The 24,239-nt window shown below is 67.6% G+C and carries 26 protein-coding genes; 7 read left to right on the top strand and 19 right to left on the bottom strand.

From position 1 onward, the window contains the following. Positions 1-203: 203 nt before the first annotated feature. The 7 genes from IPF36_RS29275 to IPF36_RS29245 all read right to left on the bottom strand — a co-directional run bounded on the left by IPF36_RS29275 (position 204) and on the right by IPF36_RS29245 (position 6,512). Positions 204-1,856 carry an amidase gene (locus tag IPF36_RS29275; protein WP_255519935.1) on the bottom strand — a complete coding sequence of 551 codons (1,653 nt, stop codon included), beginning with the start codon at positions 1,854-1,856 and terminating at the stop codon, positions 204-206. Between the two features lie 155 nt (positions 1,857-2,011). Then, on the bottom strand, positions 2,012-2,620 hold the full coding sequence (gene plsY, locus IPF36_RS29270) for a glycerol-3-phosphate 1-O-acyltransferase PlsY (protein WP_133094214.1): 609 nt from the start codon (positions 2,618-2,620) through the stop codon (positions 2,012-2,014). A gap of 155 nt (positions 2,621-2,775) precedes the next feature. Beyond that, entirely contained in the window at positions 2,776-3,267 is a 492-nt protein-coding gene (locus tag IPF36_RS29265) for an aminoacyl-tRNA deacylase (protein ID WP_133093835.1), read from the bottom strand. 34 nt (positions 3,268-3,301) lie between these two features. Then, entirely contained in the window at positions 3,302-4,180 is an 879-nt protein-coding gene (xerD, locus tag IPF36_RS29260; RefSeq protein WP_255519940.1) for a site-specific tyrosine recombinase XerD, read from the bottom strand. Positions 4,181-4,254: 74 nt separating this feature from the next. After that, positions 4,255-4,746, bottom strand: coding sequence for a methylated-DNA--[protein]-cysteine S-methyltransferase (locus IPF36_RS29255; RefSeq protein ID WP_195431745.1), 492 nt, complete (start codon positions 4,744-4,746; stop codon positions 4,255-4,257). A gap of 108 nt (positions 4,747-4,854) precedes the next feature. Further along, positions 4,855-5,823 carry a tripartite tricarboxylate transporter substrate binding protein BugE gene (locus IPF36_RS29250; protein WP_135704572.1) on the bottom strand — a complete coding sequence of 323 codons (969 nt, stop codon included), beginning with the start codon at positions 5,821-5,823 and terminating at the stop codon, positions 4,855-4,857. A gap of 134 nt (positions 5,824-5,957) precedes the next feature. Next, on the bottom strand, positions 5,958-6,512 hold the full coding sequence (locus IPF36_RS29245) for a chalcone isomerase family protein (protein WP_240745978.1): 555 nt from the start codon (positions 6,510-6,512) through the stop codon (positions 5,958-5,960). A gap of 308 nt (positions 6,513-6,820) precedes the next feature. On the opposite strand from IPF36_RS29245, the gene IPF36_RS29240 reads away from it, so the two are divergent. Then, positions 6,821-7,714 (top strand): AEC family transporter, encoded by an 894-nt coding sequence (locus IPF36_RS29240; protein ID WP_135704576.1) that lies wholly within the window; start codon positions 6,821-6,823, stop codon positions 7,712-7,714. On the opposite strand, the gene queG is transcribed toward IPF36_RS29240, so the two are convergent. Next, on the bottom strand, positions 7,707-8,933 hold the full coding sequence (gene queG, locus IPF36_RS29235) for a tRNA epoxyqueuosine(34) reductase QueG (protein WP_255519934.1): 1,227 nt from the start codon (positions 8,931-8,933) through the stop codon (positions 7,707-7,709). The two genes, IPF36_RS29240 and queG, sit on opposite strands and share 8 nt — an antisense overlap. A gap of 16 nt (positions 8,934-8,949) precedes the next feature. Here queG and tsaE point away from each other — a divergent pair, with 16 nt between their 5' ends. Both tsaE and IPF36_RS29225 read left to right on the top strand, forming a co-directional pair. Then, positions 8,950-9,483, top strand: a complete 534-nt coding sequence (gene tsaE, locus IPF36_RS29230; protein ID WP_195431740.1) for a tRNA (adenosine(37)-N6)-threonylcarbamoyltransferase complex ATPase subunit type 1 TsaE — start codon at positions 8,950-8,952, stop codon at positions 9,481-9,483. Next, positions 9,477-10,976: an N-acetylmuramoyl-L-alanine amidase gene (locus IPF36_RS29225; RefSeq protein WP_133093843.1), complete on the top strand. Its 1,500-nt coding sequence runs from the start codon at positions 9,477-9,479 to the stop codon at positions 10,974-10,976. The genes tsaE and IPF36_RS29225 overlap by 7 nt, the downstream gene beginning before the upstream one ends. A 56-nt stretch (positions 10,977-11,032) precedes the next feature. On the opposite strand, the gene IPF36_RS29220 is transcribed toward IPF36_RS29225, so the two are convergent. Next, positions 11,033-12,058: a bile acid:sodium symporter family protein gene (locus IPF36_RS29220; protein ID WP_133093844.1), complete on the bottom strand. Its 1,026-nt coding sequence runs from the start codon at positions 12,056-12,058 to the stop codon at positions 11,033-11,035. A 92-nt stretch (positions 12,059-12,150) separates the two neighbouring features. Here IPF36_RS29220 and IPF36_RS29215 point away from each other — a divergent pair, with 92 nt between their 5' ends. Beyond that, positions 12,151-13,068 (top strand): LysR family transcriptional regulator, encoded by a 918-nt coding sequence (locus tag IPF36_RS29215; RefSeq protein WP_133093845.1) that lies wholly within the window; start codon positions 12,151-12,153, stop codon positions 13,066-13,068. A gap of 14 nt (positions 13,069-13,082) precedes the next feature. On the opposite strand, the gene IPF36_RS29210 is transcribed toward IPF36_RS29215, so the two are convergent. From IPF36_RS29210 to IPF36_RS29180, 7 genes are all read right to left on the bottom strand, one after another. Further along, positions 13,083-13,841 (bottom strand): 3-hydroxyacyl-CoA dehydrogenase, encoded by a 759-nt coding sequence (locus IPF36_RS29210; protein ID WP_133093846.1) that lies wholly within the window; start codon positions 13,839-13,841, stop codon positions 13,083-13,085. 213 nt (positions 13,842-14,054) lie between these two features. After that, positions 14,055-14,720, bottom strand: a complete 666-nt coding sequence (adk, locus tag IPF36_RS29205; RefSeq protein ID WP_133093847.1) for an adenylate kinase — start codon at positions 14,718-14,720, stop codon at positions 14,055-14,057. Between the two features lie 394 nt (positions 14,721-15,114). After that, positions 15,115-15,924 carry a 3-deoxy-manno-octulosonate cytidylyltransferase gene (gene kdsB, locus IPF36_RS29200; protein ID WP_195431731.1) on the bottom strand — a complete coding sequence of 270 codons (810 nt, stop codon included), beginning with the start codon at positions 15,922-15,924 and terminating at the stop codon, positions 15,115-15,117. 39 nt (positions 15,925-15,963) lie between these two features. After that, positions 15,964-16,170, bottom strand: a complete 207-nt coding sequence (locus tag IPF36_RS29195) for a Trm112 family protein (RefSeq protein ID WP_133093849.1) — start codon at positions 16,168-16,170, stop codon at positions 15,964-15,966. Further along, positions 16,151-17,260 (bottom strand): tetraacyldisaccharide 4'-kinase, encoded by a 1,110-nt coding sequence (lpxK, locus tag IPF36_RS29190; protein WP_133093850.1) that lies wholly within the window; start codon positions 17,258-17,260, stop codon positions 16,151-16,153. Before lpxK ends, IPF36_RS29195 begins: the two co-directional genes overlap by 20 nt. Positions 17,261-17,501: 241 nt before the next feature. Further along, the gene (locus IPF36_RS29185; protein ID WP_133093851.1) at positions 17,502-17,948 is read right to left on the bottom strand and encodes a biopolymer transporter ExbD; all 447 of its coding nucleotides are present in this window, start codon (positions 17,946-17,948) and stop codon (positions 17,502-17,504) included. Between the two features lie 18 nt (positions 17,949-17,966). Then, a complete protein-coding gene (locus tag IPF36_RS29180; RefSeq protein ID WP_133093852.1) occupies positions 17,967-18,587 on the bottom strand; it encodes a MotA/TolQ/ExbB proton channel family protein in 621 nt (206 codons plus the stop codon). A 1,076-nt stretch (positions 18,588-19,663) separates the two neighbouring features. Between IPF36_RS29180 and xseA the strand changes: the two genes are divergently transcribed. Together xseA and sodB are read left to right on the top strand one after the other, a co-directional pair. Further along, the gene (gene xseA / locus IPF36_RS29175) at positions 19,664-21,049 is read left to right on the top strand and encodes an exodeoxyribonuclease VII large subunit (RefSeq protein WP_135704586.1); all 1,386 of its coding nucleotides are present in this window, start codon (positions 19,664-19,666) and stop codon (positions 21,047-21,049) included. Positions 21,050-21,295: 246 nt separating this feature from the next. Next, the gene (gene sodB / locus IPF36_RS29170; protein WP_133093854.1) at positions 21,296-21,874 is read left to right on the top strand and encodes a superoxide dismutase [Fe]; all 579 of its coding nucleotides are present in this window, start codon (positions 21,296-21,298) and stop codon (positions 21,872-21,874) included. 86 nt (positions 21,875-21,960) lie between these two features. Here sodB and IPF36_RS29165 read toward each other — a convergent pair whose 3' ends face one another. Both IPF36_RS29165 and IPF36_RS29160 read right to left on the bottom strand, forming a co-directional pair. Further along, the gene (locus IPF36_RS29165) at positions 21,961-22,503 is read right to left on the bottom strand and encodes a DUF4142 domain-containing protein (protein WP_135704588.1); all 543 of its coding nucleotides are present in this window, start codon (positions 22,501-22,503) and stop codon (positions 21,961-21,963) included. 96 nt (positions 22,504-22,599) lie between these two features. Further along, on the bottom strand, positions 22,600-23,010 hold the full coding sequence (locus IPF36_RS29160; protein WP_195431730.1) for a hypothetical protein: 411 nt from the start codon (positions 23,008-23,010) through the stop codon (positions 22,600-22,602). A gap of 263 nt (positions 23,011-23,273) precedes the next feature. Between IPF36_RS29160 and IPF36_RS29155 the strand changes: the two genes are divergently transcribed. Further along, entirely contained in the window at positions 23,274-23,579 is a 306-nt protein-coding gene (locus IPF36_RS29155; RefSeq protein ID WP_135704590.1) for a hypothetical protein, read from the top strand. A 6-nt stretch (positions 23,580-23,585) separates the two neighbouring features. On the opposite strand, the gene IPF36_RS29150 is transcribed toward IPF36_RS29155, so the two are convergent. Beyond that, positions 23,586-24,191 carry a UdgX family uracil-DNA binding protein gene (locus tag IPF36_RS29150; protein WP_195431772.1) on the bottom strand — a complete coding sequence of 202 codons (606 nt, stop codon included), beginning with the start codon at positions 24,189-24,191 and terminating at the stop codon, positions 23,586-23,588. Positions 24,192-24,239: the final 48 nt, after the last annotated feature.

Raw genomic sequence — 24,239 nt, 5'->3', positions numbered from 1 at the left:
TGACGGAATTGACCGGATGCACTTCGTGGAGGCTCCGGCCCTCACCCCTGCCCCCTCCCGCAAGCGGGAGAGGGGAGCAAACAACGGGCAAGGACAGGCCTGTGGGCTCATCGGCGATAGCGCCAGGCGAGCGCAGCGACGCGTTCCGCGCCAGAGCCCCTGACCTGAGATGCTGCCGGCGCGCAGCGCAGCCGTAGGCGTTCCTACGTTGCCGCTAGCAGCAGGGGCCACCCAACAGCTCTGGGCTCGTTCAACAATGGCGTCAATCCCGAGCCACCGTGGCGCACCAGGGCGTCAGGCAGTCCTGCCCTGCAACGAAGCCAAGCCCCGTACGAAAGCCGTAGCCCACTACGATAAGAGTGGCCGCCCGCAGGGCCGTAAACGCGTTTTTGGTTACTTTTGCCGCTCGGGCAAAAGTGACTCGCCCCTTCAGGGGCGAAACCAGGGCATATCAAATAGCTACCAGATGCCCGCCGCAGCGAAGAGCGAGAGGCTTGTCGGCGTCGTAGCCGAGCTTCTTGTAGGTCAGCGGAAAGATCGTGAACAGCGGCGATGGCCCGATGAACACCGTCTTGCCAGGGCAGGCTGATCGCCGGATGGCCGGTCATGTTGAACGGCATGGTCCAAGGAAACCAGCTCGCGCGCACATTGTCGTAGAGCTGGCCGTCGATCTCGATCTGGCCGAACAGGTCCTGGTCAAGCGGCAGGGCCGTGCGCGTGAGCGTGGGCATCGCCAGCAGTTCGGCATCCGCCAGCAGGCCTTGCACGCGCAGGAACAGCTTCGAGCGCTCGAACATGGCCTGCTGGTATTCCATGCCGGTCACGTGCGCGGCGGATTCCACCTGGCGCACGAAGGTTGCGCTGAGGGCCTCGCGATGCTGTGCCACGATCGGCGCGAAGCGGGTGCGCCAGACCGTATGGTTGATGGCGCGCCAGATCGGCTCGACTTCAAAGCCGTCGCCGGAAAACGGCTCCAGCACGGCGCCCAGTTCGCGCAGCCGCTCCAGGCTGGCCTCGAACGCCGCCGCCACATCTGTGGCCACCGCGTGGCCCGGCGGCGCCAGGCAATAGCGGATGCGTACGCCGCGCAGGTCGCCGTGGGGCTGTGCGGCTGCCACATAATCGGCGGCCGGCACGCCCAGCGACCAGGGGTCGCAAGGATGCTCGCCGGCCATCGCCTGCATCATCAGCGCGGTGTCCATCACCGTGCGCGTGGTCGGCGTGACATAGGTCTGGTTGCCGAACAGGTCCTGCGCCTGGCTGTGCGGGATCACGCCCTGGCTCTGCTTGATGCCGACCACACCGTTGCAGGCCGCCGGGATGCGGGTCGAGCCGCCGCCATCGGTCGCTACCGCCAGCGGTGCGATGCCGCTCGCGACTGCCACCGCGGCGCCGCCGCTGGTGCGCTGCGCGTGCCAGGCATTGCGCGTGCGGCCAAACAGCGGCGAATCGGTCAGGCACTTGGGGCCGAACTCCGGGGTAGTGGTCTTGCCGACGAGGATGGCTCCCTGCGCGCGTAGACGGGCCACTGCGACAGCGTCTTCGCCCGGCACATTGCCGCGCATCGGTACGGCGCCAAAGGTTGTGCGCACGCCGCGCGTGTTGACGATGTCCTTGACGGTGAACGGGCTGCCATGCAGCGGAGCGAGCGGCCGGCCAGCCATCACGTCCTGCTCGGCGGCGCGGGCGGCGGCCATGGCCTCGTCGGCGCATAGCGTGATGAAGCAGTTGAGCCCGGGCTGCAGCCGTGCGGCACGGGCCAGCACGGCGTCCATCAGTTCGACCGGGGAGATGTCCTTGCCGCGGATGCCGGCCTGCAGCTCGGCAGCGGAAAGAAAGCAAAGCGCTTCGCTCATCGGCTTGCATTCTCCTGGCACGGGCCGGTTACGTGGCCGGCCGCGATGGGACGGCGGAGACAGGCCCGCCGCCGTGGATCAGCGGGAAAGACCCGCCGTGGCAGGGCCCGGCCGCGGAAAGCGCGCGCCGGACGCCGGCGCTGGCAGTGTAATGCTCAGACCTTCTTCTTGTCCCCGATCCGGCTTTCCTTGCCGGCCAGCAGCTTGGCAATATTCTGCCGGTGCCGCGCGATCAGCAGCACGCTGATCACGAAGATGGCACCAGTCATCACATCCACGCCATTCATCAGCACATAAAAGAACGGCGCGAAGATGGCAGACACCAGTGCCGCCAGCGACGAATAGCGGAAGAAGAACGCAATGATCAGCCAGGTGGCCAGCGTGCCCAGCCCCAGGATCGGGTCGACCGCCAGCAGGATGCCGGCCGCCGTGGCCACGCCCTTGCCGCCGGCAAAGCGGTGGTACACCGGGAACAGGTGGCCGAGAAACACCGCCAGCGCCACCATGGCCAGGCCGGTCTCGTTCAACCCGTAGGCCGGGCCGAAGCGCGCCGCCAGCCACACCGCCAGCCAGCCCTTCAGCGCATCGCCGATCAGCGTCAGGATCGCGGCCTTCTTGTTGCCGGTGCGCAGCACATTGGTCGCCCCCGGGTTGCCCGAGCCGTATGAATGCGGATCCGGCAGCCCCATCAGCTTGCTGACGACAACGGCAAAGGAAATCGAGCCGATCAGGTAGGCGGCGAGGGCGAATATCAGGTTAGGCAGGTTAGCCATGTGCAGTGGGGTGTTTTCAAGCTGGCGGGATTGTAGCGCGGCGGCGCCTTCACCACGTCCGTGACTTCCCGGATTGGCATGCGCGGCCGCCATGCGCGTGTCGCCAGGTGTCGCCCAGGTGGCGACTGGGGCGCCTGGCCAGTGCCTCAGTCAGGCAGCGCGCATTGGACCGGTTGTGCATCGACCAGTCCCCGCAGCAGCTTCGGGTCCAGGCTGACGAGGTAGCCGCGCCGCCCACCGTTGATGTAGATGCGTTCCAGCTCCAGCACCGTGGCCTCCACATACACCGGCATGCGCTTGCGCGTGCCGAACGGCGAGGTGCCGCCGACCATGTAGCCGCTGTGGCGCTGCGCCACTTCCGGCTTGCACGGCTGCACGCTCTTGCGCCCGGTCTGGCGCGCCAGGTTCTTGGTCGAGACCGAGCAGTCGCCGTGCATCAGCACCACCAGCGGCTGCGCGCGCTCGTCTTCCATGATCAGGGTCTTGACCACGTCGTGCTCGGGAACGCCGAGCTGGCGCGCCGATTCTCCGGTGCCGCCATGCTCGACGTATTCATAGGGGTGTTCGCCGAAGGCCACGCCTTGCTTGCGCAGGAACTGGGTGGCGGGGGTTTCGGAGACGTGCTTGTTCTTGCTCATGGCGATGGTGCCGCTAAGTGTCGCTAAGTTTCACTCACCCACGCGGATGGTGCTGCTGGTGCAGCTCGCGCAGGCGCTCGCGCGCGACGTGGGTGTAGATCTGCGTGGTGGAGATATCGGCATGGCCGAGCAGCAGCTGCACCACGCGCAGGTCGGCGCCGTGGTTGAGCAGGTGCGTGGCAAAGGCGTGCCGCAGCGTGTGCGGCGACAGCGGCGCGTGCACGCCGGCATCGCGCGCGTGGCGCTTGATCAGGTGCCAGAACGCCTGCCGCGTCATGCCCTCGCCGCGCTGCGTGACGAACAGCGCGTCGCAGGCGCGCCCGGCCAGCAGCGCGGGACGCGCGCTGGCGAGGTAGCTGCGCAGCCAGTCGGCAGCCTGCTGGCCGAACGGGACCAGCCGTTCCTTGTCGCCCTTGCCGCCAACCACGCGCGCCACGCCCTCGTTCAGGCCGATCTCGATGGTCTTCATCTGCGTCAGCTCGGACACGCGCAGGCCGCTGGCGTACATCAGCTCCAGCATGGTGCGGTCGCGCAGGCCCAGCGGCGTGCCGGTGTCGGGCGCTTCCAGCAGCGCGTCGACCTGCGCCTCGGTCAGGGTCTTGGGGTAGCGCGGCGGCTGCTTGGCGGGGCGCAGCAGCAGGCAGGGATCGGCCTCGACGACGTGCTCGCGCAGCGCCCACTGGTAGAAGCGCCGGAACACCGCGAGCCGGCGGTTGGCCGACGACGCGCGCGTCTGCGTGTGGCGCGCGTTGAAGTAGGCCGACAGCACGCTGTCGTCCACGGCCGGCAGCTCGCCGCAGCCTTCGTGGCGCAGCCAGCGCGCCAGCAGGGTCAGGTCGCGCCGGTAGGCGTCGATGGTGTTCTGCGACAGGCCGTCTTCCAGCCACAGCGCATCGCAGAAGCGGCCGACCAGCGCCGCGTCGGCATCGCTGGGAGACGCGGCGAGGTCGGGCGGTGCGTCCGCCGCTGCCGTGCGTGTCACGGGGCTCATATCAGCATGGCGCCCTCATGGCGCAGCAGCCAGCGTTTGACGTCGAGGTAGAAACCATCTTCGGCATGATGGGAGAAGCCGCCGATGCCGCGGGCCGAGACCACGCGATGGCAGGGAATCACGATCGGGAACGGGTTCTGGCCGCAGGCCTGGCCCACCGCGCGCGGCATCGCGCCGATGGCCCCGGCAATAGTGCCGTAGGTGGTGGTGGCGCCGCGCGGCACGGCGGCGATGGCCTGCCAGACGCGCTGCTGGAAATCGCTGCCCGCCGGTGCCAGCGGCAGGTCGAAGCGCGCGTCGGGGTTGGCGTAGTAGGCCTCGAGCTGCGCTTCGAGCCGGGCCACGAGTTCCCGCGCCTGCGCATCGGCCGGCGCGCGTGCCTCGACGTGCCCGGGCAGGTACACGATGGCCCGGATGCGTGTGCCGTCCGTGCGCACGCCGACCTTGCCGAACGGGGCAGGGAGGATGGCATCGTATATGGCGGGCATGGCGGTCTGGCTGGGGCGGATGCTGGATTCTAGTGCTTTTTGCGCCGGCAAGAAAAAAGGCCGCCCTGGCTGGCGGCCTTCAGTGGCGAATGCGATGCTGCGGCCGGATTACTGCTCCAGCTTGATGTTCTGCACCTTCACCAGGTTCTTCATCTTGTCGAATTCCTTCTTGATCTCGGCCGCGTGCTGCGCCGGCGTATTGCCCGACGGCTCGGCGCCGGCGGTGCGCAGGCGCTCCTGGAAGCCCTTGTCCTGCAGGGCCTTGACCGCGGCCTCGTTCAGCTTCTTGATGACGTCGTCAGGCGTGCCGGCAGGCGCCACCAGGCCGTACCAGGCCGGGTCGTTCGGCTCCTTCAGGCCCATTTCGCCGAAGGTCGGCACGTCCGGCAGCGAGTCCAGGCGCTTGTTCCAGGCCACCACCAGCGGGCGCAGCTTGCCGGCCTTGATGTAGGGCATCGACGACGGCAGGTTGTCCACCATGATCGGTACCTGGCCGGCCAGCACGTCGTTCAGCGCCGGGCCCGCGCCGCGGTACGGGATATGGACCATGAAGGTCTTGGTCGAGACCTTGAACTGCTCGCCCAGCATGTGGCCGAAGCCGCAGGTGCCCGATGACGCGTAAGAGTACTTGCCCGGGTTGGCTTTCAGCACGGCCAGGAATTCCTTGTAGGTCTTGGCCGGGAAGTTCGGGTTCACCGCGATCACGTTGGCCACGTTGGCCAGGTTGGTGATGGGCTTGAAGTCCTTGATCGGGTCGTACGACAGCTTGGGGTTGCAGGCCGGGTTCACGGCCATGGTCGACACCGTCGAGATGCCGATGGTGTAGCCGTCCGGCGCCGCCTTGGCGATCGCGTCCGCACCGATCGAGCCGCCCCCGCCGGCGCGGTTTTCCACGACCACCGGCTGGCCCAGGATGCGGCTCATCTGGTCAGCGGCGCCGCGGCCGACGATGTCGGTGGTGCCGCCCGGTGCGAACGGAATAATCAGGCGGATCGGCTTGGTCGGAAAGCTCTGGGCGTGCGCCGTGGTGGCGGCCGCGGCCAGGGCCAGGGTCAGAGCGAGTTTGCCAGCTTGCATGAGATCATGTCTCCCGTCAGAAGTCCGGGCAGGGTGCTGCCCGGAAGCAAAGAAACCGTCGCGGTGCCACAGGTACAGGCACGGCGGCGGCAGCGTAAATGAGGGCGGCCGCAGCGTAAAGGAGGGCTGCCGCGTTATCCGCCGAGCAGTCCGCGCTTGACGTCCTGGTCGACCGGACGGTCGCCCAGGAACACCCGCAGCACGGCCTGGTAGAAGTCTTCGCCAGGGATCGGGCGGCCGCGCGGCGTGCCGTTGATGGCGACGACGGTGCCCGCCTGCGGGGTAAAGTCCAGGTTGATCACGTCGCCCTTGTGCGCGTTGCCGACCTCGCCCAGGGTGCGCTCGAACTGCACCAGCCGCGCGGCCAGGCCCTGCACCTGCGCTTCGCTGTGGTTGTCGCGGATGCCCTGGCGGATGGCGCGGGCAAAGGCGGGCGGTTCGGCCTCGCGCAGCATGCGCAACTGTAGCCGCTTGGCGCCGGGCGTGCCGAGTACCACGGTCGCATTGCGGGCCTTTTCCTGCAGGTACAGCGCGGCCACGTAGCCCTTGGTCAGGAAGCCCGCGCGCAGCGCGGCGCCGTTGAGCTGCAGTTCCTTGCCGCCCACGCGCGCGGCGTCATCGAAGCGGATTCCCTCCATCTCGACCGCGCGCGCCGGCATGGCAACGGCCGCGGTGGTGGTGCACAGCATCACCAGCAGGGCGGCCGCGCGCGAGCGCAGGCGGCTGGTCAGGCCGCTTGGCAGGCCAGGGCGTGAACGGGAGCGAAGGCGGGTGTCCGGGCCCGGCGGCGCGGAACGGATGCGGGACAACATGGCGGCAGGGCGTACAACTTGGCATGCCATGCTGACCTAAATCTGGAAAAATACCTATCCGTATCTGCCCTAGTCTGCACATTCCAGATCGCCAGCCGTTATTTGCATCCCCCATGCGGCCGGGATCGCGACGGGACGCCGGGCAGTTACCGCGCCGTGCCCTCGCCATTACAACAACAACGACAATGTCTCCTGCTCTCCTGCTGGTGCCTGACTTCAGCCTGATCCTGATCGGCTGGCTGCTGGTGCGCTATTCCCCGTTCGACCGCGCCTTCTGGGGCGGGGTGGAGCGGCTGGTCTACTTTGTGCTGTTCCCGGCGCTGCTGCTCCAGTCGACCAATGCCGCGGTCTTTGATTTTTCCTCGACCTCGGCGATGCTGGGCCTGGCGCTGCTGGCGATGGCCGTCGGCATGGCCGGCGGCTACGCCGTCAAGTGGGTGCTGAAGCCCGATGCGCTGAGCTTTGCCTCGGGCCTGCAGACCGCCTTTCGCTTCAACTCTTACATCGGCCTGGCGCTGGCGTCGCGCCTGGGCGGCAGCGAAGGGCTCGCGCTGATGGCGGTGATCGTCGGCTGTACCGTGCCGCTGTGCAACGTGGCGGCGGTGTGGGCGCTGGCCCGGCACGGCGAGACCGCGCTGTGGAAGGAACTGGCGCGCAACCCGCTGATCCTGGCCACCGCAGGCGGCCTCGTGACCAACCTGCTGGGCTTGCACCCGCCCGAGGTGGTGGCGATGACGCTGAACCGGCTTGGCTCGGCCTCGACCGCGCTGGGGCTGATGACGGTGGGCGCCGGGTTGCAGATGAGCGGGGCGACCGGAACGGCGGGGCCGGTGGCGTGGTGGACCGGGGTCAAGCTGCTGGCGATGCCGTGCACGGCGTGGCTGGTGGGCCGGTACTTGCCGCTGACCGCGTTGCAGTACCAGATCGTGGTGCTGTATGCCTCGCTGCCGACCGCGTCGAGCGCCTATATCCTGGCGGTGCGCATGGGCGGCAACGGACCCATGGTGGCGGCCACGATATCGGTGATGACGGTGGGTGCCATCGTTACCACGCCGCTGTGGCTGGCCCTGGTCAGCTAGTGCGTGCGGGCTCGCCCTGCGCGAGTGCCCAGTCGATATGCTCCTGCACCAGCGGCGAAGCGGAATCGCGCCGCGCCTGCAACGCTTCGCGGATGCGCGCGGCCAGGGCGGCGTCTTCCGCGCGCGTGCCGGAAAGCGCGGCGCGCAGGCTGTTGCCAAGCCCCACCGCCAGGTTGCGCAGCCAGCGCTCATGGCCGATGCGGCGGATCGGGCTGCCCTCCAGGCGCTGGTTGAACTCGTCTTCGGTCCACTGGAACAGCGCCACCATGTCGGGCGCGTCCAGGCCATTGCGCACGTCGAAATCCGGCACGCTGGCCACGTGCGCGAACTTGTTCCACGGGCAGGCCAGCTGGCAGTCGTCGCAGCCGTAGACACGGTTGCCCATCGGCGCGCGGAATTCGACCGGGATCGGGCCCTTGTGCTCGATGGTCAGATAGGAGATGCAGCGGCGCGCATCGAGCCGGTAGGGCGCGACGATCGCGCGCGTGGGGCAGATGTCGAGGCAGCGGTGGCAATTGCCGCAGTGGTCCGTTTCGGGCGCATCGGCCGGCAGCGGGATATCGACCAGGATCTCGCCCAGGAAGAACATCGAGCCGCCGTCGCGGTCGAGCAGCAGCGTATGCTTGCCGCGCCAGCCGAGTCCCCCCTGGCTGGCCAGCGCCACTTCCATCACCGGCGCGGAATCGGTAAAGACGCGGTAGCCGAACTTGCCGATTTCGGCCTCGATCCGGCTGGCGAGCTGCTGGAGACGGCTGCGCAGGACCTTGTGATAGTCGCGGCCGCGCGCGTACAGCGACACCACCGCGGTGGCCGGATCGCCCAGCCGCGCCAGTTCGCGCCGGCGCCAGTCGGGCGCGCCCGGCGGGGTCTCGCTGGCGGGGACATAGGGCATGCGCGCCACGATGGCGCGTACCGTGCCCGGCACCAGTTCGGCCGGACGGGCGCGCCGCAAGCCGTGGTTCGCCATATAATCCATGTCGCCGTGATAACCCTGCTCCAGCCATGCCAGAAGCCCCGGCTCGGCGTGGCCAAGATCGACGTCGGCGATGCGCACCGACGCAAAACCCAGCGCGGCGCCCCATGCGCGGATGGACTCCGCAAGCGCCGCCAGCTCCTCAGGGTTGGCGTGCCCGGCCTGGCCGGATTGCCCTGGAGCGTTTGAGGGAACACTGTGCGCGCCTGGCGCGCTGGCCGGCGGCTTGACTGCTGGGTCGATCATCCCTGAATTGTACGCAATGCCCTTGCTCGAAGAACGCACCCTGACGCTGCCCGACGAAGCCGCCACCGCGCGCCTGGGCGCCGCGCTGGCCGCCACCGTGCAGGCCATGCCGCCGCGCGCGGTGCATGTGCAGCTGTCCGGCGACCTCGGCGCCGGCAAGACCACGCTGTCGCGCGCGGTGCTGCGCGCGCTCGGCCATGCCGGCAAGGTCCGCAGCCCCACCTACACGCTGTGCGAGCCCTACGAGGTGGCCCGCGCCGACGGGTCGCCGCTGACGGTCTACCACTTCGACCTGTACCGCTTCGCCGATCCGGAGGAGTGGATCGATGCGGGTTTCCGCGACTGTTTCGCCGAACTGGCCTTTAACCTGGTCGAATGGCCGGAGAAGGCGGGGCGCCTGCTGGGGGAACCCGACCTGCACGTGTTGCTCCAATCGGACACGGCACGGCCGGCCGACAGCGAAATGCTCGCCGGCGACGCCGGCGAGCGGCGCATCGCGACCTTGCGCGCCTATACTCCCACTGGACTTACCCTGCTGAACGCATGCTGATCAAGCGACTAGCCACCGACCGCCCCGATGGACCCGACGGCCTGCTGCAGGCGCGCCGCAAATGGATGGCGCAGGCGCTGAAGCTGGGCGCGGGCACTGCCGTGCTGACGCTTGCCGGTCCGCAGATCGCGTTCGGCGCCGGCATCGTCGCGGTGCGCGTATGGCCGGCCGAGGACTACACCCGCGTCACCATCGAATCCGACGCGCCGCTGTCCGCGGTGCACCAGATGATTCGCGATCCGGACAGGCTGGTGGTGGATATCGATGGCCTGGACCTGTCGCCCACGCTGCGCGAGCTGGTGGCCAAGATCACGCCCAACGACCCGTATATCCAGACCGTGCGCGTCGGCCAGAACCGCCCGCGCGTGGTGCGGATGGTGTTCGACCTGAAGGAGAACGTGGCGCCCCAGGTGTTCACGTTGCTGCCGATCGGCAGCTACCGCAACCGGCTGGTGTTCGACCTGTACCCGGTCAACCCGCCCGACCCGCTGTGGAAACTGGTGCGCGACACCGAGGACAAGCAGCGCCGCTTCGCCACCTCGGACCCGGCCCCGGGTCCGGACAGCATCGCCGGCGCCCCGGCCGGTGCCGAGGAAGATGCCATCGGCGCGCTGGTGCGCAAGTTCGACGAGAAGGGCGAAGTGCCGGCCACCACCGCGCCGCCGCCGCCGGTGGTTGCCACCCGACCCAAGCCGTCTGCGCCGGTGGTGCCGAAGCCCGATGCCCCCGTGGTGCCGCCCGTCGCGCGCGACAACCCGACTGCCGAGCGCCCGTTCAAGATGCGCCGCCTGCTGACGGTGGCGCTCGATCCGGGCCACGGCGGCGAAGACCCCGGCGCGATCGGCGCCGCTGGTTCGCGCGAGAAGGACGTGGTCCTGCAGATCGCGCACCGGCTGCGCGCCAAGATCGACGCCCAGCCCAATATGCGCGCGATGATGACGCGCGATGCCGATTTCTTCGTGCCGCTGAACGTGCGCGTGCAGAAGGCGCGCCGGGTGCAGGCCGACCTGTTCGTGTCGATCCACGCCGATGCCTTCCTGTCGCCGGAAGCCAATGGTGCTTCGGTATTCGCGCTGTCCGAGCGCGGCGCCTCCAGCACCGCGGCGCGCTGGCTGGCCAACAAGGAAAACGCCTCCGACCTGATCGGCGGCGCCAACATGGGCAACAAGGATGCGCAGGTCGCGCGCGTGCTGCTGGACCTGTCCACCACCGCGCAGATCAACGACAGCCTGCAGGTCGGCAAGTCCGTGCTGGGCGAGATCGGCGGCATCAACCGGCTGCACAAGGCGCACGTGGAACAGGCCGGGTTTGCGGTGCTGAAGGCGCCGGACATCCCGTCGATCCTGATCGAAACCGCGTTTATCAGCAACCCGGCGGAGGAGCGCAAGCTCAACGACAGCGCGCACCAGGAACAGCTGGCCAATGCCATCCTGCGCGGGATCAAGGCCTACTTCGCGAAGAATCCGCCGTTGTCGAAGAACCCGTCGGTGTGACCGGGATGGACGAAGAAAACCGGGGCATGCCCCGGTTTTTTTACGACTGCGCCATCTTACGCCCGCGCCGCCGCGCGATCCTCCAGCAGCGCATCCCGGTTGGCGTAGCGCGCCGCGATCACCGAGCAGACAATGAGCTGCAGCTGGTGATAGACCATCAGCGGCAGCACCAGCAGCCCCAGCGCGGGATGCCCGGCAAACAGGATCTTTGCCATCGGGATGCCGTTGGCCAGGCTCTTCTTCGAGCCGCAGAACACCGCGGTGATCTCGTCCTCGACCGAGAAACCCATGCGGCGGGCGGTCAGCGTGGTGAAGCCCAGCACCACGAACAGCAGCACCGCGGCGATCAGCATCACCGCGCCAATGGTCTGCCACTCATACTGGTGCCACAGGCCCTGTGCGGTGGCATCGCAGAACGATGAATAGACGATCAGCACGATCACGCCGCGGTCGATCTTGGTGGTGATCTGCTTCTTCTTCGCCAGCCAGTTGCCGATCAGCGGGCGCAGCAGCTGGCCCAGCGCGAACGGCAGCAGCAGCTGCAGCGCCACGCCGGTGAGCGCCTTGCCCAGCGGCATCGAGGCGCCGCTGGCGCTGATCACCAGCCCCATCAGCACCGGCGTGACCAGCATGCCGATCAGGCCCGAGATGGTGGCATTGAAGATCGCGCCCGACACGTTGCCGCGCGCCATCGAGGTCATGGCCACCGACGACGACACCGTCGAAGGCAGCGCGCACAGGAAGAACACACCCAGCAGCAGGTCCGCCGGCAGCGTGTTGTGCAGGGCCAGCATCAGCAGCGCGCCGACCACCGGAAAGACCACGTAGGTGAACGACTGCACGAACACATGCAGGCGCCAGTTCTTGGCGCCAGACACCAGCTTGTCGCGCGACAGTGCCGCGCCATGCAGGAAGAAGACCAGTGCCACGCCCACGCTGGTGACCAGGCCCAAGTGCAGCGGGCCCTTGCCGGTGCCGATCTCCGGGGCCGCCAGGGCGATGGCGATGGCGGTCAGCATGACGAGGACGAAGCCGTCGATCAGGTCATAAAGTTTCTTGAGCTTGGCAAAAAGACGAGACATGACTGCGGTTGGTTAGGGTTTTGCCTAGTATTGGACGCCAGCCGGGTCTAGAATGCAAATTCATTTATAGAATCTATTTATCCGGTCGTTGCATGAATTACACACTGCGCCAGCTGCGCGTCTTCCTCGCGGTGGCCGGCAGCGGCGGTTTCAGCCGCGCCGCGGAGGTGGTGGGACTGACCCAGCCGGCGGTCAGCCGCGGCGTCGCAGAGCTGGAAGAGGCACTTGGCGTCAAGCTGCTCGACCGCACTACGCGTGAGGTGGTGCTGACCGATGCCGGCCATGCGCTGGTGCCGGCGCTGGAGCGGCTGCTGGGGCAGCTCGACGACACCCTCGAAGAAACGAGGCAGTTAGGCGAACGCTATCGCGGCCGTGTCGTAATAGCTGGAGCTCCAACCATTTCCGCGCGGCTGATGCCGATGTATGTCGCCGCCTGCGCCGCGCAATACCCCGATATCCGGCTGATTGTGCGCGACAACGTACAGGCCGACGGCCTCGAGCAGGTCCGCGCCGGCGCAGTCGATTTCGGCGTGCTGATCGATCCGCTGGTGCGCGAAGGGCTGGCGGTGGAGCCGGTGGCAACCGACCCGTTCTGCTTTGTCTGCCGGCGCGACCATCCGCTGGCGCAGTCGGCCACGGTGCCGTGGTCGGCGCTGCATGGCATGCGGCTGGTGCTGCTGGACTTTGCCTCGGGCAGCCGGCCGCTGATCGACCGCATCTTCGGCCGCCACGGCGTGGCGCCGCAGGTGGTGCAGGAACTCGGGCACTCGGCCAGCGTGTTCGGCATGGTCGAGGCCGGCATTGGCGCCTCCGTGCTGCCCTCTTTCTCGCTGCCGCTGCCCGCCGCATCGCCGCTGGTGTGGCGGCCGCTGGTGCCGCGCGAGGAGCGCAGCATCGTCATGGTCCGGCGCGAGGACCGCTCGCTGTCGCCCGCCGCGGCGGCGGTGTGGGCGCTGGTGCGGCGCCTGACGCTGCGCGTCGAGGCGCCCGCGATGGGCGCAGCGGCCTGAGCGCCGGCGCTTGATTACTTCGGCTGCATCCGGATCGCGCCGTCGAGACGGATCACTTCGCCGTTCAGCATCGTGTTTTCGATGATCGCGCGGGCCAGCTTGGCGTACTCCGCCGGACGGCCCAGGCGCGGGGGGAACGGAACCATCCTGCCGAGGGCGTCCTGCACTTCCTGCGGCATGCCGAGCAGCATGGGCGTTTCAAAGATGCCCGGGGCGATGGTCATGCAGCGGACACCGTCGCGGGACAGGTCGCGGGCGATGGCCAGGGTCATGGCGACCACGCCGCCCTTGGAGGCGGCATAGGCGGCCTGGCCGATCTGGCCGTCGAAGGCCGCCACCGAGGCGGTGTTGATGATCACGCCGCGCTCGCCTTCGCTGTCGGGAGTGTTCTGGACCATGGCGGCGGCGGCCAGGCGGATCATGTTGAAGGTGCCGATCAGGTTGATGCGGATGGTCTTGTCGAAGGCATCCAGCGGATGCGGGCCGTTCTTGCCTACCGTCTTGTTGGCGGTGGCGATGCCGGCGCAGTTGATCAGGCCCGACAGGCGGCCCAGTGCCTGGGCGGCGGCGACCACGGCCTGGCCGTCGGCTTCGGAGGTGACGTCGCAGCGGATGAACTGGCCGTTCAGTTCGGTGGCGAGGGATTGGCCGGTTTGCTCGTTGAGGTCCGCGATGATGACTTTGGCGCCGGCTTCAGCCAGCATTTTTGCCGTGCCGGCGCCCAGGCCGGAGGCGCCGCCGGTGATGATGAAGACGTTGTCTTTGATTTGCATTTTGCGGTGTCTCCTTTTGGGGTTGATTTCCGTTTACGTAAACGTCAACTATTGTACGGGGTGGAGGTTGTTGTGCAAGGGGGTTTGGCCCGTGCTGATATCTGGTGGATATTTGATATGCACGGTTCAATGTAGGAACGCCTGCGGCTGCGCAGCGCGCAGCCCCAAAGAAAAAGCGGCCCTTGGGCCGCTTTTTGCGTTGTATTGTCTGGCTTACTTCAGTGCGTCAAACACTTGCGCGGTGATCTCGTCGACGTTGCCGACGCCGGAGATCTTGCGGTACTTCGGCGGCGCTACCTTGGCGCTGGGGTCGCCCTTGGCGGCCCAGTCCGAGTAGTAGTCGACCAGCGGGCGGGTTTGCTGGGAGTAGACGTCCAGGCGCTTCTTGACCGTCTCTTCCTTGTCGTCGTCGCGCTGGATCAGCGCTTCGCCGGTTTCGTCGTCGATGCCTTCGGCCTTCGGCGGGTTGTACTTGACGTGGTAGGTGCGGCCCGAGGCCACGTGGACGCGCCGGCCGCTCATGCGCTCGATGATGGCATCGAACGGGACGTCGATTTCCAGCACGTAGTCGATTGCCACGCCGGCTTCCTTCATGGCTTCGGCCTGCGGGATGGTGCGCGGGAAGCCGTCGAACAGGTAGCCGTTCTTGCAGTCGTCCTGCTTCAGCCGGTCTTTCACCAGGCCGATGATGATGTCATCCGACACCAGTCCGCCCGCGTCCATGACCTTCTTGGCTTCCACGCCCAGGGGGGTGCCGGCCTTCACCGCCGCGCGCAGCATGTCGCCGGTGGAAATTTGCGGAATGGCGAACTTCTCGCAGATGAACTTGGCTTGCGTGCCTTTGCCGGCGCCGGGTGCGCCCAACAGGATCAAACGCATTTACGGGTCCTCAGAGTTTTGAATCTGGTGTGGCGGGAGATCAGAAGGAGGGTAATGCCGCAACTTGACGCAAGACTTACTAGCTGTCTTGTTCGGATACTGACGGCATTTGGCGCAGGCACATCATGCCCACGCGGACGTCCGGCGGCGGCTGCCAGGGGGATGGCGGCGCGGCGCACCAGTCGGGCTCTATCTTTATCTCCCCACCGAGCCTTGGCCGGCGGCGCGTTGGCGCACAGCCGGGGCGGCTCTGTATCGGCAAGCATTATGCCATGAGGCGGCGCCGATTCGGCCTGAAATCCGCCCCCCGGTTCAGGTTGCAGCAGTTTGAACCTGAGCGGGCGGCTGGCCGGAGTGGCTGGCGCCCAGGTTGTCGATCAGGGTGGGGTGGCGATCAGGGCCCGTCCTGCGCCATCGACTCGGCCCACAGCGCGCGCACGCGCTCCAGGTCGGCCGGGGTGTCGACGCCGGGCGCCGGGGCGGCAGCGGTTTCCACCACGGCGATGCGCTCGCCATGCCACATTGCGCGCAGTTGCTCCAGCGCCTCGGTCTGCTCGAGCGGCGCGGCGGCCAGGGTCGGGAAGCGCCGCAGGAAGCCGGCGCGATAGGCGTACAGGCCGATATGGCGCAGCACCGGCATGGCCGGCAGCGGGACCAGAGCCATCGCGGCGGGCACGGCCGGCACACCCGCCCACGCGTCGCGCGCCCACGGGATCGGCGCGCGCGAGAAATACAGCGCGCGTCCGGCGGCGTCGCACACGACCTTGACCACGTTGGGATTGAAGACCTCGGCGATATCGTGCAGCGGGTGGGCCGCGGTGGCGATGGCGCAGTCGGCGTGGCGCGACAGGTGCAGCGCCACCTCGTCGATCAGCGTGGGGTCGATCAGCGGCTCGTCGCCTTGCACGTTGACCACGATGGCGTCGTCGGGCAGGCCGAGTTGCGTTGCCACTTCGGCCAGGCGGTCGGTGCCGGTGGGGTGGTCGGCGCGGGTCAGCACGGCTTCGATGCCGTGGTCCGCGCAGACCTGCGCCACGGACGGGGCGTCGGTGGCGACCACGGTGCGCCGGGCGGACGAGGCATGGGCGCGTTCGGCCACGCGCACGACCATCGGGCGCCCGCCGATTTCGGCCAGCGGCTTGTCGGGCAGGCGGGTCGAAGCGAGCCGCGCGGGGATGACGACGGTGAAGGCCGGAACGGTCATGGTGCTGGCTTGGTTAGCTTCAGTTGCCCGCGGTGGCGCTCAGTTGCCATTCACCGGCGCGTCGGGGTCGATGGCACGGCCCGGCACCGACTGGCGCGCTTCGTCGGCGAGCATCACCGGGATGCCGTCGCGGATCGGGTATGCGAGCTTGTCGGCGTGGCAGATCAGTTCCTGCGCGGCGCGGTCGTATTCCAGCTTGCCCTTGCACAGCGGGCAGACCAGGATTTCAAGCAGCCGGTTGTCCATCTCGGTGTTCCTCGTTGCGCCCGGCGCCGCCGGACGTGGCCGCCGCCGACTGCGCGGTCGGTGCGGTGTTGATATGCGCCAGCACGGCGCTGCGGATTTTGTCGATCAGGCCAGCGTCGATCACCGGCCTGGTAGGCACGACCCAGATGCGCGGGTCGTCGAAGCGCTCGCATTTTACGGCATCCTTCTCGGTGATCAGGATCACGTCGGCATCGAGCGCGTCGGCGTTGCCGGTGAACGGGTCTTCGGCAAAGTCATAGTGGTCGGGCAGCGGCAGCGTCTTCGGCGACAGACCGGCGCCGCGCAGGCTGGCGAAGAAGCGCTCGGGGTTGCCGATGCCGGCCGCGGCCAGCACGCGCCGCCCGGCAAAGGCGGCAACGGGCCGCGCCATGGTCGGGTCGTTCAGCTGCCAGGCGTCTTCCAGCTCCAGCCGCATGCCGTAGACGCCGGGGCGGTCGGGCGTGGCGCGGAAGTTGGGATCATTGATCAGCGTGGCGTCGCGCGGGCGCGTCAGCGGCTCGCGCAGCGGGCCGGCCGGCAGCATCAGGCCGTTGCCGCCCATGCGCGTGTCGAACATCACGATCTCGAAATCGCGCTGCAGCTTGTAGTGCTGCAGGCCGTCGTCGAGCAGCAGCACGTTGACGCCGGGGTGCGACACCAGCATGGTCTGCGCGCACAGCGCGCGGTCCGGGAACACCCACACCGGCACGTCGGTGGCGCGCGCGATCAGCAGCGGCTCGTCGCCGACGTCGCTGGCCTGCGAGGTCGGCTTGACCCGGCGCGGATGCTTGAGCTCGACGCCATAGCCGCGCGACACCACGCCGGGACGCAGGCCGGCCTCGGTCAGCGCGTGGGCCAGCGCGATCACCGCCGGCGTCTTGCCGGTGCCGCCCACGGTCACGTTGCCCACCACCACCACCGGCATCGGCAGCCGCGTGGACTTGAACCAGCCACGCCGGTAGCCGTGCCGGCGCACGCGGGCGACCAGCCCGAACAGCAGCGAGAACGGCAGCATGACCCAGGCAAACCAGCCGCGGCGCTGCCACTGGGCGGTCACGAAGTCGGCGAGGGCATGGCGGGGAGCGGGCATGGACGCGGCGAGTCGTTCAGGTCGTGGATGGGATGGGATTGTAGTGCGCCCGGGATCCCGCGCCCCCGAAAAGGGACCCAAAGGGACTGGAAGGGACCGAAAGGGAGGATCGGCAAGGACCGGCGGATTCACCCATTATGGGCACTGCGCAGCGCATGGGGCAAGCCCGGCCAGGCTGGCTTCGCGCCCGCAGGCAAGGCCGCCGTTCCCCGCTTCCGCGGGGCAACGACGATGCCGGAGCTCAGCGCGGCTGCGAGCTCTGCGTGGCGAAGGTCAGGCGCGACAGCCCGGCCAGCCGCGCGGCTTCCATCACGTTGACCACCGCCTGGTGGCTGGCCTGCGCGTCGGCGTTGACGATCACCACCGGCGGCTGGCCATTGCCGGATCCCCCGGCGCCGGCGGGGCCGGACGCGGCGCGCAGCTGGTCGGCGAGGCTGGTAACGTCTTTCTGCTCCAGCACTTTCTTGTTGATCGAGTAGACCCCGCGCGACGACACCGACACCACGATTTCCTGCGGCCGCTGCTGGGCGCGCTCGGCGTCGGCGGTGGGCAGCTGAATCTGCAGCTCGGTATAGCGCGAGTACGTGGTCGTGATCATCAGGAAGATCAGGATCACGAGCAGCACGTCGATCAGCGGGATCAGGTTGATCTCCGGCTCTTCGCGCCGCTGGCGGGAACGGAATCGCATGGCGTGGCGGGTCCGTGATCAGCTACGGCGCTGCGGCAGGATCGCGTCCAGGAACGCGGTGGCGCGGAATTCCAGCTCGGCCACGTAGTCGTCAACGCGGCGGCGGAAGTAGCGCCAGAAGATCAGCGCCGGGATCGCCACGATCAGGCCGAAGGCGGTGTTGTACAGCGCCACCGAGATGCCGTGCGCCAGCTGCTCCGGGTTGGCGCCGGTGCCGCCCTGGCTGCCGAAGATCTCGATCATGCCGATCACGGTGCCCAGCAGCCCCATCAGCGGCGCCACCGAGGCGATCGTGCCGAGTGCGTTCAGGTAGCGCTCCAGCTCATGCGCGACCGCACGGCCGGCTTCCTCGACCACATCCTTGGCGGCGTCGCGCGAGGTGTGCGGCTGCAGCACCACGTGGCGCAGGCCGGCGGCCAGCACGCGGCCGAGCGGCGAATTCTGTTCGATCGTGTTGACCACTTCCGGCGTGGCGCGGCGCTGCTGCGCAGCGGCCAGCGCTTCGTCATAGAGCCGCGGCGGCAGCACCTTGCTGCGCTTGAGCGACAGGAAGCGTTCGACGACCAGCGCCAGCGCGAGGACCGAGGCCAGCAACAGCGGCCAGATCGGCCAGCCGGCCGCTTGAATGATGGAAAACAATTGGACCCCCGGGATCGACAACCCAATAAAGAAACCCCAACCAGCTGGTCGGCATGCCTTGAGGCGCGTCAGCAGGCAGCGCACTCCGGCATTGCTCTGAAAAATCAGGCGCAACTCTACCCCGCGGCCTGCCGCGCGGCAAGCGACGGCCGGGCCGGCTGTCTCGGGCGCGCATCGGTGCCGGCCGATGTTGGCGGCGACTTTCCACAGGGCGCAGGGACAGAATTGTGGATCGATTGTGGAAAGCCGCCGGACAAGCGATGCAAGTGCTTGATTCGCAAAAGGAAGCGTGGATCTGCTTAAAAATTAAGCAGGTCCGTCCCGGGCGCTCGCGACGCTTGCCGCACACCGGAGAAAGGCGTGTTTGCTGCTGCTGCATCCCTTGTCGGTGCGATCGCGCACGATGTGACGCGGTCATCCACACCATTGCGGGACAGAATTGTGGAGCGGTTGTGGACAGGTGTCGGAGAATCCACCTAAGTCCTTGATTTTAAAAGCCTGGCATGTGATTGCTGAAAAAATAGGCAAATGCTTCCTGATGTGCTGCACGACCGCCCGATGGTGCGATGCATGGGTATACCCGAGCTTTTCCACACCCGGCAGGGAGAGAATTGTGGATGGCCTGTGGATAAAGTCTGGAGAGGTGGGCTAACCCATTGATTTCATTAGGGTCGTTGCTCACTGCCTAAAAAATAGGCGGCGCCTCGCTATTCGACGTTCCACATGGTGCAGTGCGGGCGCATGGCTTGACATGCCGCCTACGCCGCCCCGCAGCGTGATGCCGGCCACGCTTGAGGTAATAATCAGCGAAAAAGTCGGGTAAACGGCGCGTTTTATCCAGAGATCCTGTGGATAACTTTGTGAACAAGCCCCATTGGCGCCCGCTAAGTGGTTGATGCAAAAGAGAATTGGTTATATTGCCTAATTTTTATTTCAATCATAAATCTCATAGAAATCAAAGAGTTGTACGAAGTGATGCGGCTCGCCGGGCAGCATCGGCCCATCACTGCTACCCCCTTGACAGACCAGTTATGCTGTGGACATGTCCCATCAACGCCGCTTGACCGGCGTGCGCCATGCCCGACCTGACCAGCTTTTCGCGTGACGCTTCCTCCACCAGCCCCCGCGGTGGCCGCGAAGTCATTCCTGTCGGTGAGCTAAACCACACTATCGCCCGATTGCTGGAGCGCAGCTTCCCGCTGGCCTGGGTACGCGGAGAAATCTCCAACTTCACCCGCGCGGCCAGCGGCCACTGGTATTTCTCGCTCAAGGATGCGCGTGCCCAGATCCGCTGCGTGATGTTCCGCGGCCGCAACCAGCATGTCGACTTCCAGCCGCGCGAGGGCGAGGCGGTCGAGGTGCGCGCCGTGGTCACGATGTACGAGGCGCGCGGCGAACTGCAGCTCGGCGTGGAGGCGATGCGCCGCGCCGGCCTGGGCAACCTTTACGAAGCCTTCCTGCGGCTGAAGGAAAAGCTGGCGCAGGCCGGCCTGTTCGCACCGGAGCGCAAGCGGGCGGTGCCATCGCACCCGCGCACCATCGGCGTTATCACTTCGCTGCAGGCAGCCGCCTTGCGCGATGTGCTGACCACGCTGCGCCGGCGCGCGCCGCATGTGCCGGTGGTGGTCTATCCGGTACCGGTGCAGGGGGCCGGGGCGGCCCAGAAGATCGCCGACGCGATCGACCTGGCCGATGCGCGCCGCGACTGCGATGTGCTGATCCTGTGCCGCGGCGGGGGCAGCATCGAGGACCTGTGGTCGTTCAATGAAGAGGTGGTGGCGCATGCGATCGCGCGTTGCGCACTGCCGCTGATTTCCGGCGTCGGCCACGAGACCGACTTCACTATTGCCGATTTCGTCGCCGACGTGCGCGCGCCCACGCCGACCGGCGCGGCCGAGCTGGTCAGCCCCGACCGCTCGCACCTGCTGGCGCAGACCCTGCGCGGCCGCGACGCGCTGGCGCAGGCGATGCGCCGCGCGCTTGACCTGCGCGCCCAGCACCTGGACTGGCTGGCGCGGCGCGTGCGCAGCCCGCAGGCGCAGCTGCAGGAACGCCGCGCGCGCGTCGACAATCTGGCCCGACACTTGCGGTCGGCATTGCGCGACACCGTGGTGTCGCAGCGGCATCGCCAGCAGGTGCTGGCGATGCGCTGGAGCGCATGCCGCCCCGACACCGCCGCGGCACAAGCGGACCTGGCACGGCTATGGCAGCGGCTGCAGGCCGCCGCCACTCGCGGCCACGAGCGCGCCGGACAGCGCCTGGCGCGCGCCGCCGGTGCGCTGGAGCTGCTGGCACCGCAGCGCACGCTCGAGCGCGGCTACGCGGTGCTGCTCGACCAGCGCGGCCGTGCGCTGCGCTCGCCCACCGAGATCCGCCCGGGCAGCGTGGTCGAGGCGCATCTGGCCGAGGGCGTGGCCGACCTGTCGATTGCCGGCGTGCAGGCGAAGCTGGGCGATTTCTGAGGCACGAAGAAAAGCGTGGTCTTGGGTGCTCCCGAGCGGCCCGAGCTTGCCCAGGCAAGGTGTTCTCCCTCTCCCCTCAGCGGGAGACGGGAGCAAACCGGCGCCTTTCTCAATCGCCCCGGAAACCCGCCGCCAGACAAACTAACATCGAAGCAGGGGCATAGGCCTGCGGTTTGCGCGGGTATTCCAAGTCCCCTACAATCGGCAATTCCGGACCCTACAACCCCAACCCATAGAGACAGAACAATGGAACACAAGCTCCCCCCGCTTCCGTACGCGCATGATGCCCTGGCTCCGCACATCTCCAAGGAGACGCTGGAGTTCCATCATGACAAGCACCACCAGACCTACGTCACCAACCTGAACAACCTCATCAAGGGCACCGAGTTCGAGAACGCGACCCTGGAAGAGATCGTCAAGAAGTCGTCGGGCGGCATCTTCAACAACGCTGCCCAGGTGTGGAACCACACCTTCTACTGGGATTCGCTGAAGCCCAACGGCGGCGGCCAGCCGACCGGCGCGCTGGCTGATGCCATCAACGCCAAGTGGGGCTCGTTCGACAAGTTCAAGGAAGAATTCACCAAGGTTGCCGTCGGCACCTTCGGTTCGGGCTGGGCCTGGCTGGTGAAGAAGGCCGACGGCTCGCTGGACCTGGTGTCCACCTCCAACGCCGCGACGCCGCTGACCACCGATGCCAAGCCGCTGCTGACCTGCGACGTGTGGGAACACGCCTACTACATCGACTACCGCAATGCCCGTCCGAAGTACGTCGAGGCATTCTGGAACGTCGTGAACTGGGACTTCGCCGGCAAGAACTTCGCCTGAGCCCCGGTCATCCTTGCAGCAGCAAAAAGCCCCGGAAATTCCGGGGCTTTTTGTTTGGCGTTTGATTGACGCGTGTGTTTCGCCGCTCACTGCTTCGCCTGCGATGCCAGCTGCCGCGCCATCTCGAGGTGGTGGTTCAGCGTCGGCAGCGTCTGCCGCGCGAATGCCTTGACGCTGTCGTCCTTGGCTTCGTCAGCGGCATTGCGGAACAGCGCCACCGCCTCCTGATGGGCATCGACGCCGAACTGGCGGGCGTAGGCGCTATCGAACGCGCCGCCGCTGAGCCTGCCGAGTTTTTCCAGTTCCTGCTTCTTTACCTCGGGCGGCGACGCCGGCAGCTGGATGCCGAGTTTCCTCGCCAGCTGACGCAGCTTCTCGTCCGCGGCTTGATGGTCGCGGATCATCTGCGCGGCAAACGTCTTGACCGCTTCGCCGCTTGCGCGTGTCTGCGCCAGCTTGCTGGCCTCGATCTCCAGCGCGCCGGCCTCGGCCGCGTCGCGCAGGAACAGCGCATCCTTGTCCGGCGCCATCGCGGTACCCGGCTTGTCCGACAACGGCGCCGCATGGGCGCCGGTGGCAAGCAGCAGCGCAATCGCCGCCAGCATCGTCTTATAGACCGGTCGCGTCATGATGGCCTCCTCAATCCTGTCTGGGTTGTCCGTTCTACGCCATCAGCCCGCCGTCGTGATGTCTGCGGAAAAGGCCGCCGCGAGCTCGAATCGATGTCAGCGTCCCTTGGAATCGGGCACGCGGGTCTGGTCGATGCTGGCGCCGCCGCTGCCGGTGCGCGGCTTGCCGTGCAAGCCATCGCGGTCGGCCTTGCCGGCGCTTTCCGATGCCGGCTTGGGCTTGTCGCGGCCGGGCAGGCCGCCAGCCGTATGCGGTTCCTTCGGCACGTCGCCCAGCTCGCGCGCGAGCCCGCCTGGATTGGTCGGCGTGGCACCCGGCGTGCTGGATGGCGCCACCGCGGCGCCCGGCGGCGGAATGGTCTGGCTGCCGATGGGCCCTTTGTCGGTGCGCACACCGGTGCTGTCTGTCTTCTGGGCCAGCGCGCCGCCGGCCAGCAGCGACAGCAGCGCGGCGGCCGCGGCAAAGCGGGAAGTGGATGTCAAAGCGGACGCAAGGCGGATGCGCATTGGTTTCTCCTGGAGTGATGTTGTCCTGCTGTTGTTGTGCAAAGCATTTGCCGGGCCACGGATACGACGACGGCCCGTGTCGCCGTGGCCACCCGCTGCATCGCACTTTCTACAAGCACTGGCGCTTCTTACAGGCGTCACCCGCGGCGTGCGGTGCCGCGGCGCATGCATGTGTCCGGCCCGCTGCAGCAGTGCCGCCGTGGAATGAAAGTTGCGCGCCATGCTGGAGTGGCCGCGCCGCGGCCTGATGCTCAGGAGGCGCCATGAAGCAAAGCAAGCACGACACGTCGGGCAACCCCTCGCTCGACAAGCGGCAGGGGCTGGATGACCGCGAACTGCGGGAGAACGCGGCGGAAAACCAGCGTGCGCGCGAACGCGCCGCTGCGGACTGGGAGCATGCGGCTTCGCATCGAAAGGATAAGGCCGCGGACCCATCCTCGAGCCCACGCGCGCCGCGCAGCGAAGAGAAGCCCGGCCGCGGCGAATTCCCGCCCGGCGTCGGCAAGCGCGACCTGCTCGACCCGGGCAGCCGCGATCCCGATGCGCCGCCCACGGTGAACCGTTCCTGAGGCCGCCTAGCCTTCGCCGCGCGCCAGCCGCGCGGCTGCTTGCAGGCTGCGCACGATGCGATCGAATGCGGCCGCGCGCGCGTCGTCGGAACGCTGGCGCAGCGCAAACGACGGATGATAGGTGGCGATGACGAGCCGGCCCTCGTGCTCGACCGGCGTGTCCATCATCGTGCCCAGCGTCACACTCTTGCGGCCCAGCACCGCGCGCGCGGCGGTGGCGCCCAGCGCGACGATGATCCGCGGATCCACCTGCTTGAGCTCGCGCTCGAGCCACAGGTGGCACGCTTCGATCTCCAGCTGGCCCGGCGACTTGTGCAGCCGCCGCTTGCCGCGCAATTCGAACTTGAAATGCTTGACCGCATTGGTCATGAACAGCTTGTCGCGGTCCAGTCCGGCACGCCCCAGCGCATCGTCCAGCAGCTGTCCCGCGGGACCCACGAACGGCGAGCCCTGCAGGTCTTCCTGCGAGCCGGGCTGCTCGCCCACCAGCATGATGCGCGCGTGCGCCGCGCCGGCACCGGGCACGCCTTGAGTGGCATTGCGCCATAGCGGGCAACGCCGGCATTCGTTCAGTTCGGCACGGCTGACTGGTGGCTTCTTGCGCTCGGGCATCATCGATGTCTGGCAGTGGGACGCATGGCGCCGCTAGCCGGTGCGCAG

The sequence above is a fragment of the Cupriavidus sp. IK-TO18 genome (assembly GCF_015549295.1).
GTDB classification, from domain to species: Bacteria; Pseudomonadota; Gammaproteobacteria; order Burkholderiales; family Burkholderiaceae; genus Cupriavidus; species Cupriavidus oxalaticus_A.
This window is presented reverse-complemented; position numbering and strand designations above follow the sequence as displayed.

Coding starts and splice junctions, on each gene's coding strand:
- IPF36_RS29275 (WP_255519935.1), bottom strand. CDS start 1,856: ATGAGCGAAGCGCTTTGCTTTCTTTCCGCTGCCGAGCTGCAGGCCGGC.
- IPF36_RS29265 (WP_133093835.1), bottom strand. CDS start 3,267: ATGAGCAAGAACAAGCACGTCTCCGAAACCCCCGCCACCCAGTTCCTG.
- IPF36_RS29255 (WP_195431745.1), bottom strand. CDS start 4,746: ATGCCCGCCATATACGATGCCATCCTCCCTGCCCCGTTCGGCAAGGTC.
- IPF36_RS29250 (WP_135704572.1), bottom strand. CDS start 5,823: ATGCAAGCTGGCAAACTCGCTCTGACCCTGGCCCTGGCCGCGGCCGCC.
- IPF36_RS29245 (WP_240745978.1), bottom strand. CDS start 6,512: ATGCTGTGCACCACCACCGCGGCCGTTGCCATGCCGGCGCGCGCGGTC.
- IPF36_RS29240 (WP_135704576.1), top strand. CDS start 6,821: ATGTCTCCTGCTCTCCTGCTGGTGCCTGACTTCAGCCTGATCCTGATC.
- queG (WP_255519934.1), bottom strand. CDS start 8,933: ATGATCGACCCAGCAGTCAAGCCGCCGGCCAGCGCGCCAGGCGCGCAC.
- tsaE (WP_195431740.1), top strand. CDS start 8,950: ATGCCCTTGCTCGAAGAACGCACCCTGACGCTGCCCGACGAAGCCGCC.
- IPF36_RS29225 (WP_133093843.1), top strand. CDS start 9,477: ATGCTGATCAAGCGACTAGCCACCGACCGCCCCGATGGACCCGACGGC.
- IPF36_RS29220 (WP_133093844.1), bottom strand. CDS start 12,058: ATGTCTCGTCTTTTTGCCAAGCTCAAGAAACTTTATGACCTGATCGAC.
- IPF36_RS29215 (WP_133093845.1), top strand. CDS start 12,151: ATGAATTACACACTGCGCCAGCTGCGCGTCTTCCTCGCGGTGGCCGGC.
- IPF36_RS29210 (WP_133093846.1), bottom strand. CDS start 13,841: ATGCAAATCAAAGACAACGTCTTCATCATCACCGGCGGCGCCTCCGGC.
- adk (WP_133093847.1), bottom strand. CDS start 14,720: ATGCGTTTGATCCTGTTGGGCGCACCCGGCGCCGGCAAAGGCACGCAA.
- kdsB (WP_195431731.1), bottom strand. CDS start 15,924: ATGACCGTTCCGGCCTTCACCGTCGTCATCCCCGCGCGGCTCGCTTCG.
- IPF36_RS29195 (WP_133093849.1), bottom strand. CDS start 16,170: ATGGACAACCGGCTGCTTGAAATCCTGGTCTGCCCGCTGTGCAAGGGC.
- lpxK (WP_133093850.1), bottom strand. CDS start 17,260: ATGCCCGCTCCCCGCCATGCCCTCGCCGACTTCGTGACCGCCCAGTGG.
- IPF36_RS29185 (WP_133093851.1), bottom strand. CDS start 17,948: ATGCGATTCCGTTCCCGCCAGCGGCGCGAAGAGCCGGAGATCAACCTG.
- xseA (WP_135704586.1), top strand. CDS start 19,664: ATGCCCGACCTGACCAGCTTTTCGCGTGACGCTTCCTCCACCAGCCCC.
- sodB (WP_133093854.1), top strand. CDS start 21,296: ATGGAACACAAGCTCCCCCCGCTTCCGTACGCGCATGATGCCCTGGCT.
- IPF36_RS29165 (WP_135704588.1), bottom strand. CDS start 22,503: ATGACGCGACCGGTCTATAAGACGATGCTGGCGGCGATTGCGCTGCTG.
- IPF36_RS29160 (WP_195431730.1), bottom strand. CDS start 23,010: ATGCGCATCCGCCTTGCGTCCGCTTTGACATCCACTTCCCGCTTTGCC.
- IPF36_RS29155 (WP_135704590.1), top strand. CDS start 23,274: ATGAAGCAAAGCAAGCACGACACGTCGGGCAACCCCTCGCTCGACAAG.
- IPF36_RS29150 (WP_195431772.1), bottom strand. CDS start 24,191: ATGCCCGAGCGCAAGAAGCCACCAGTCAGCCGTGCCGAACTGAACGAA.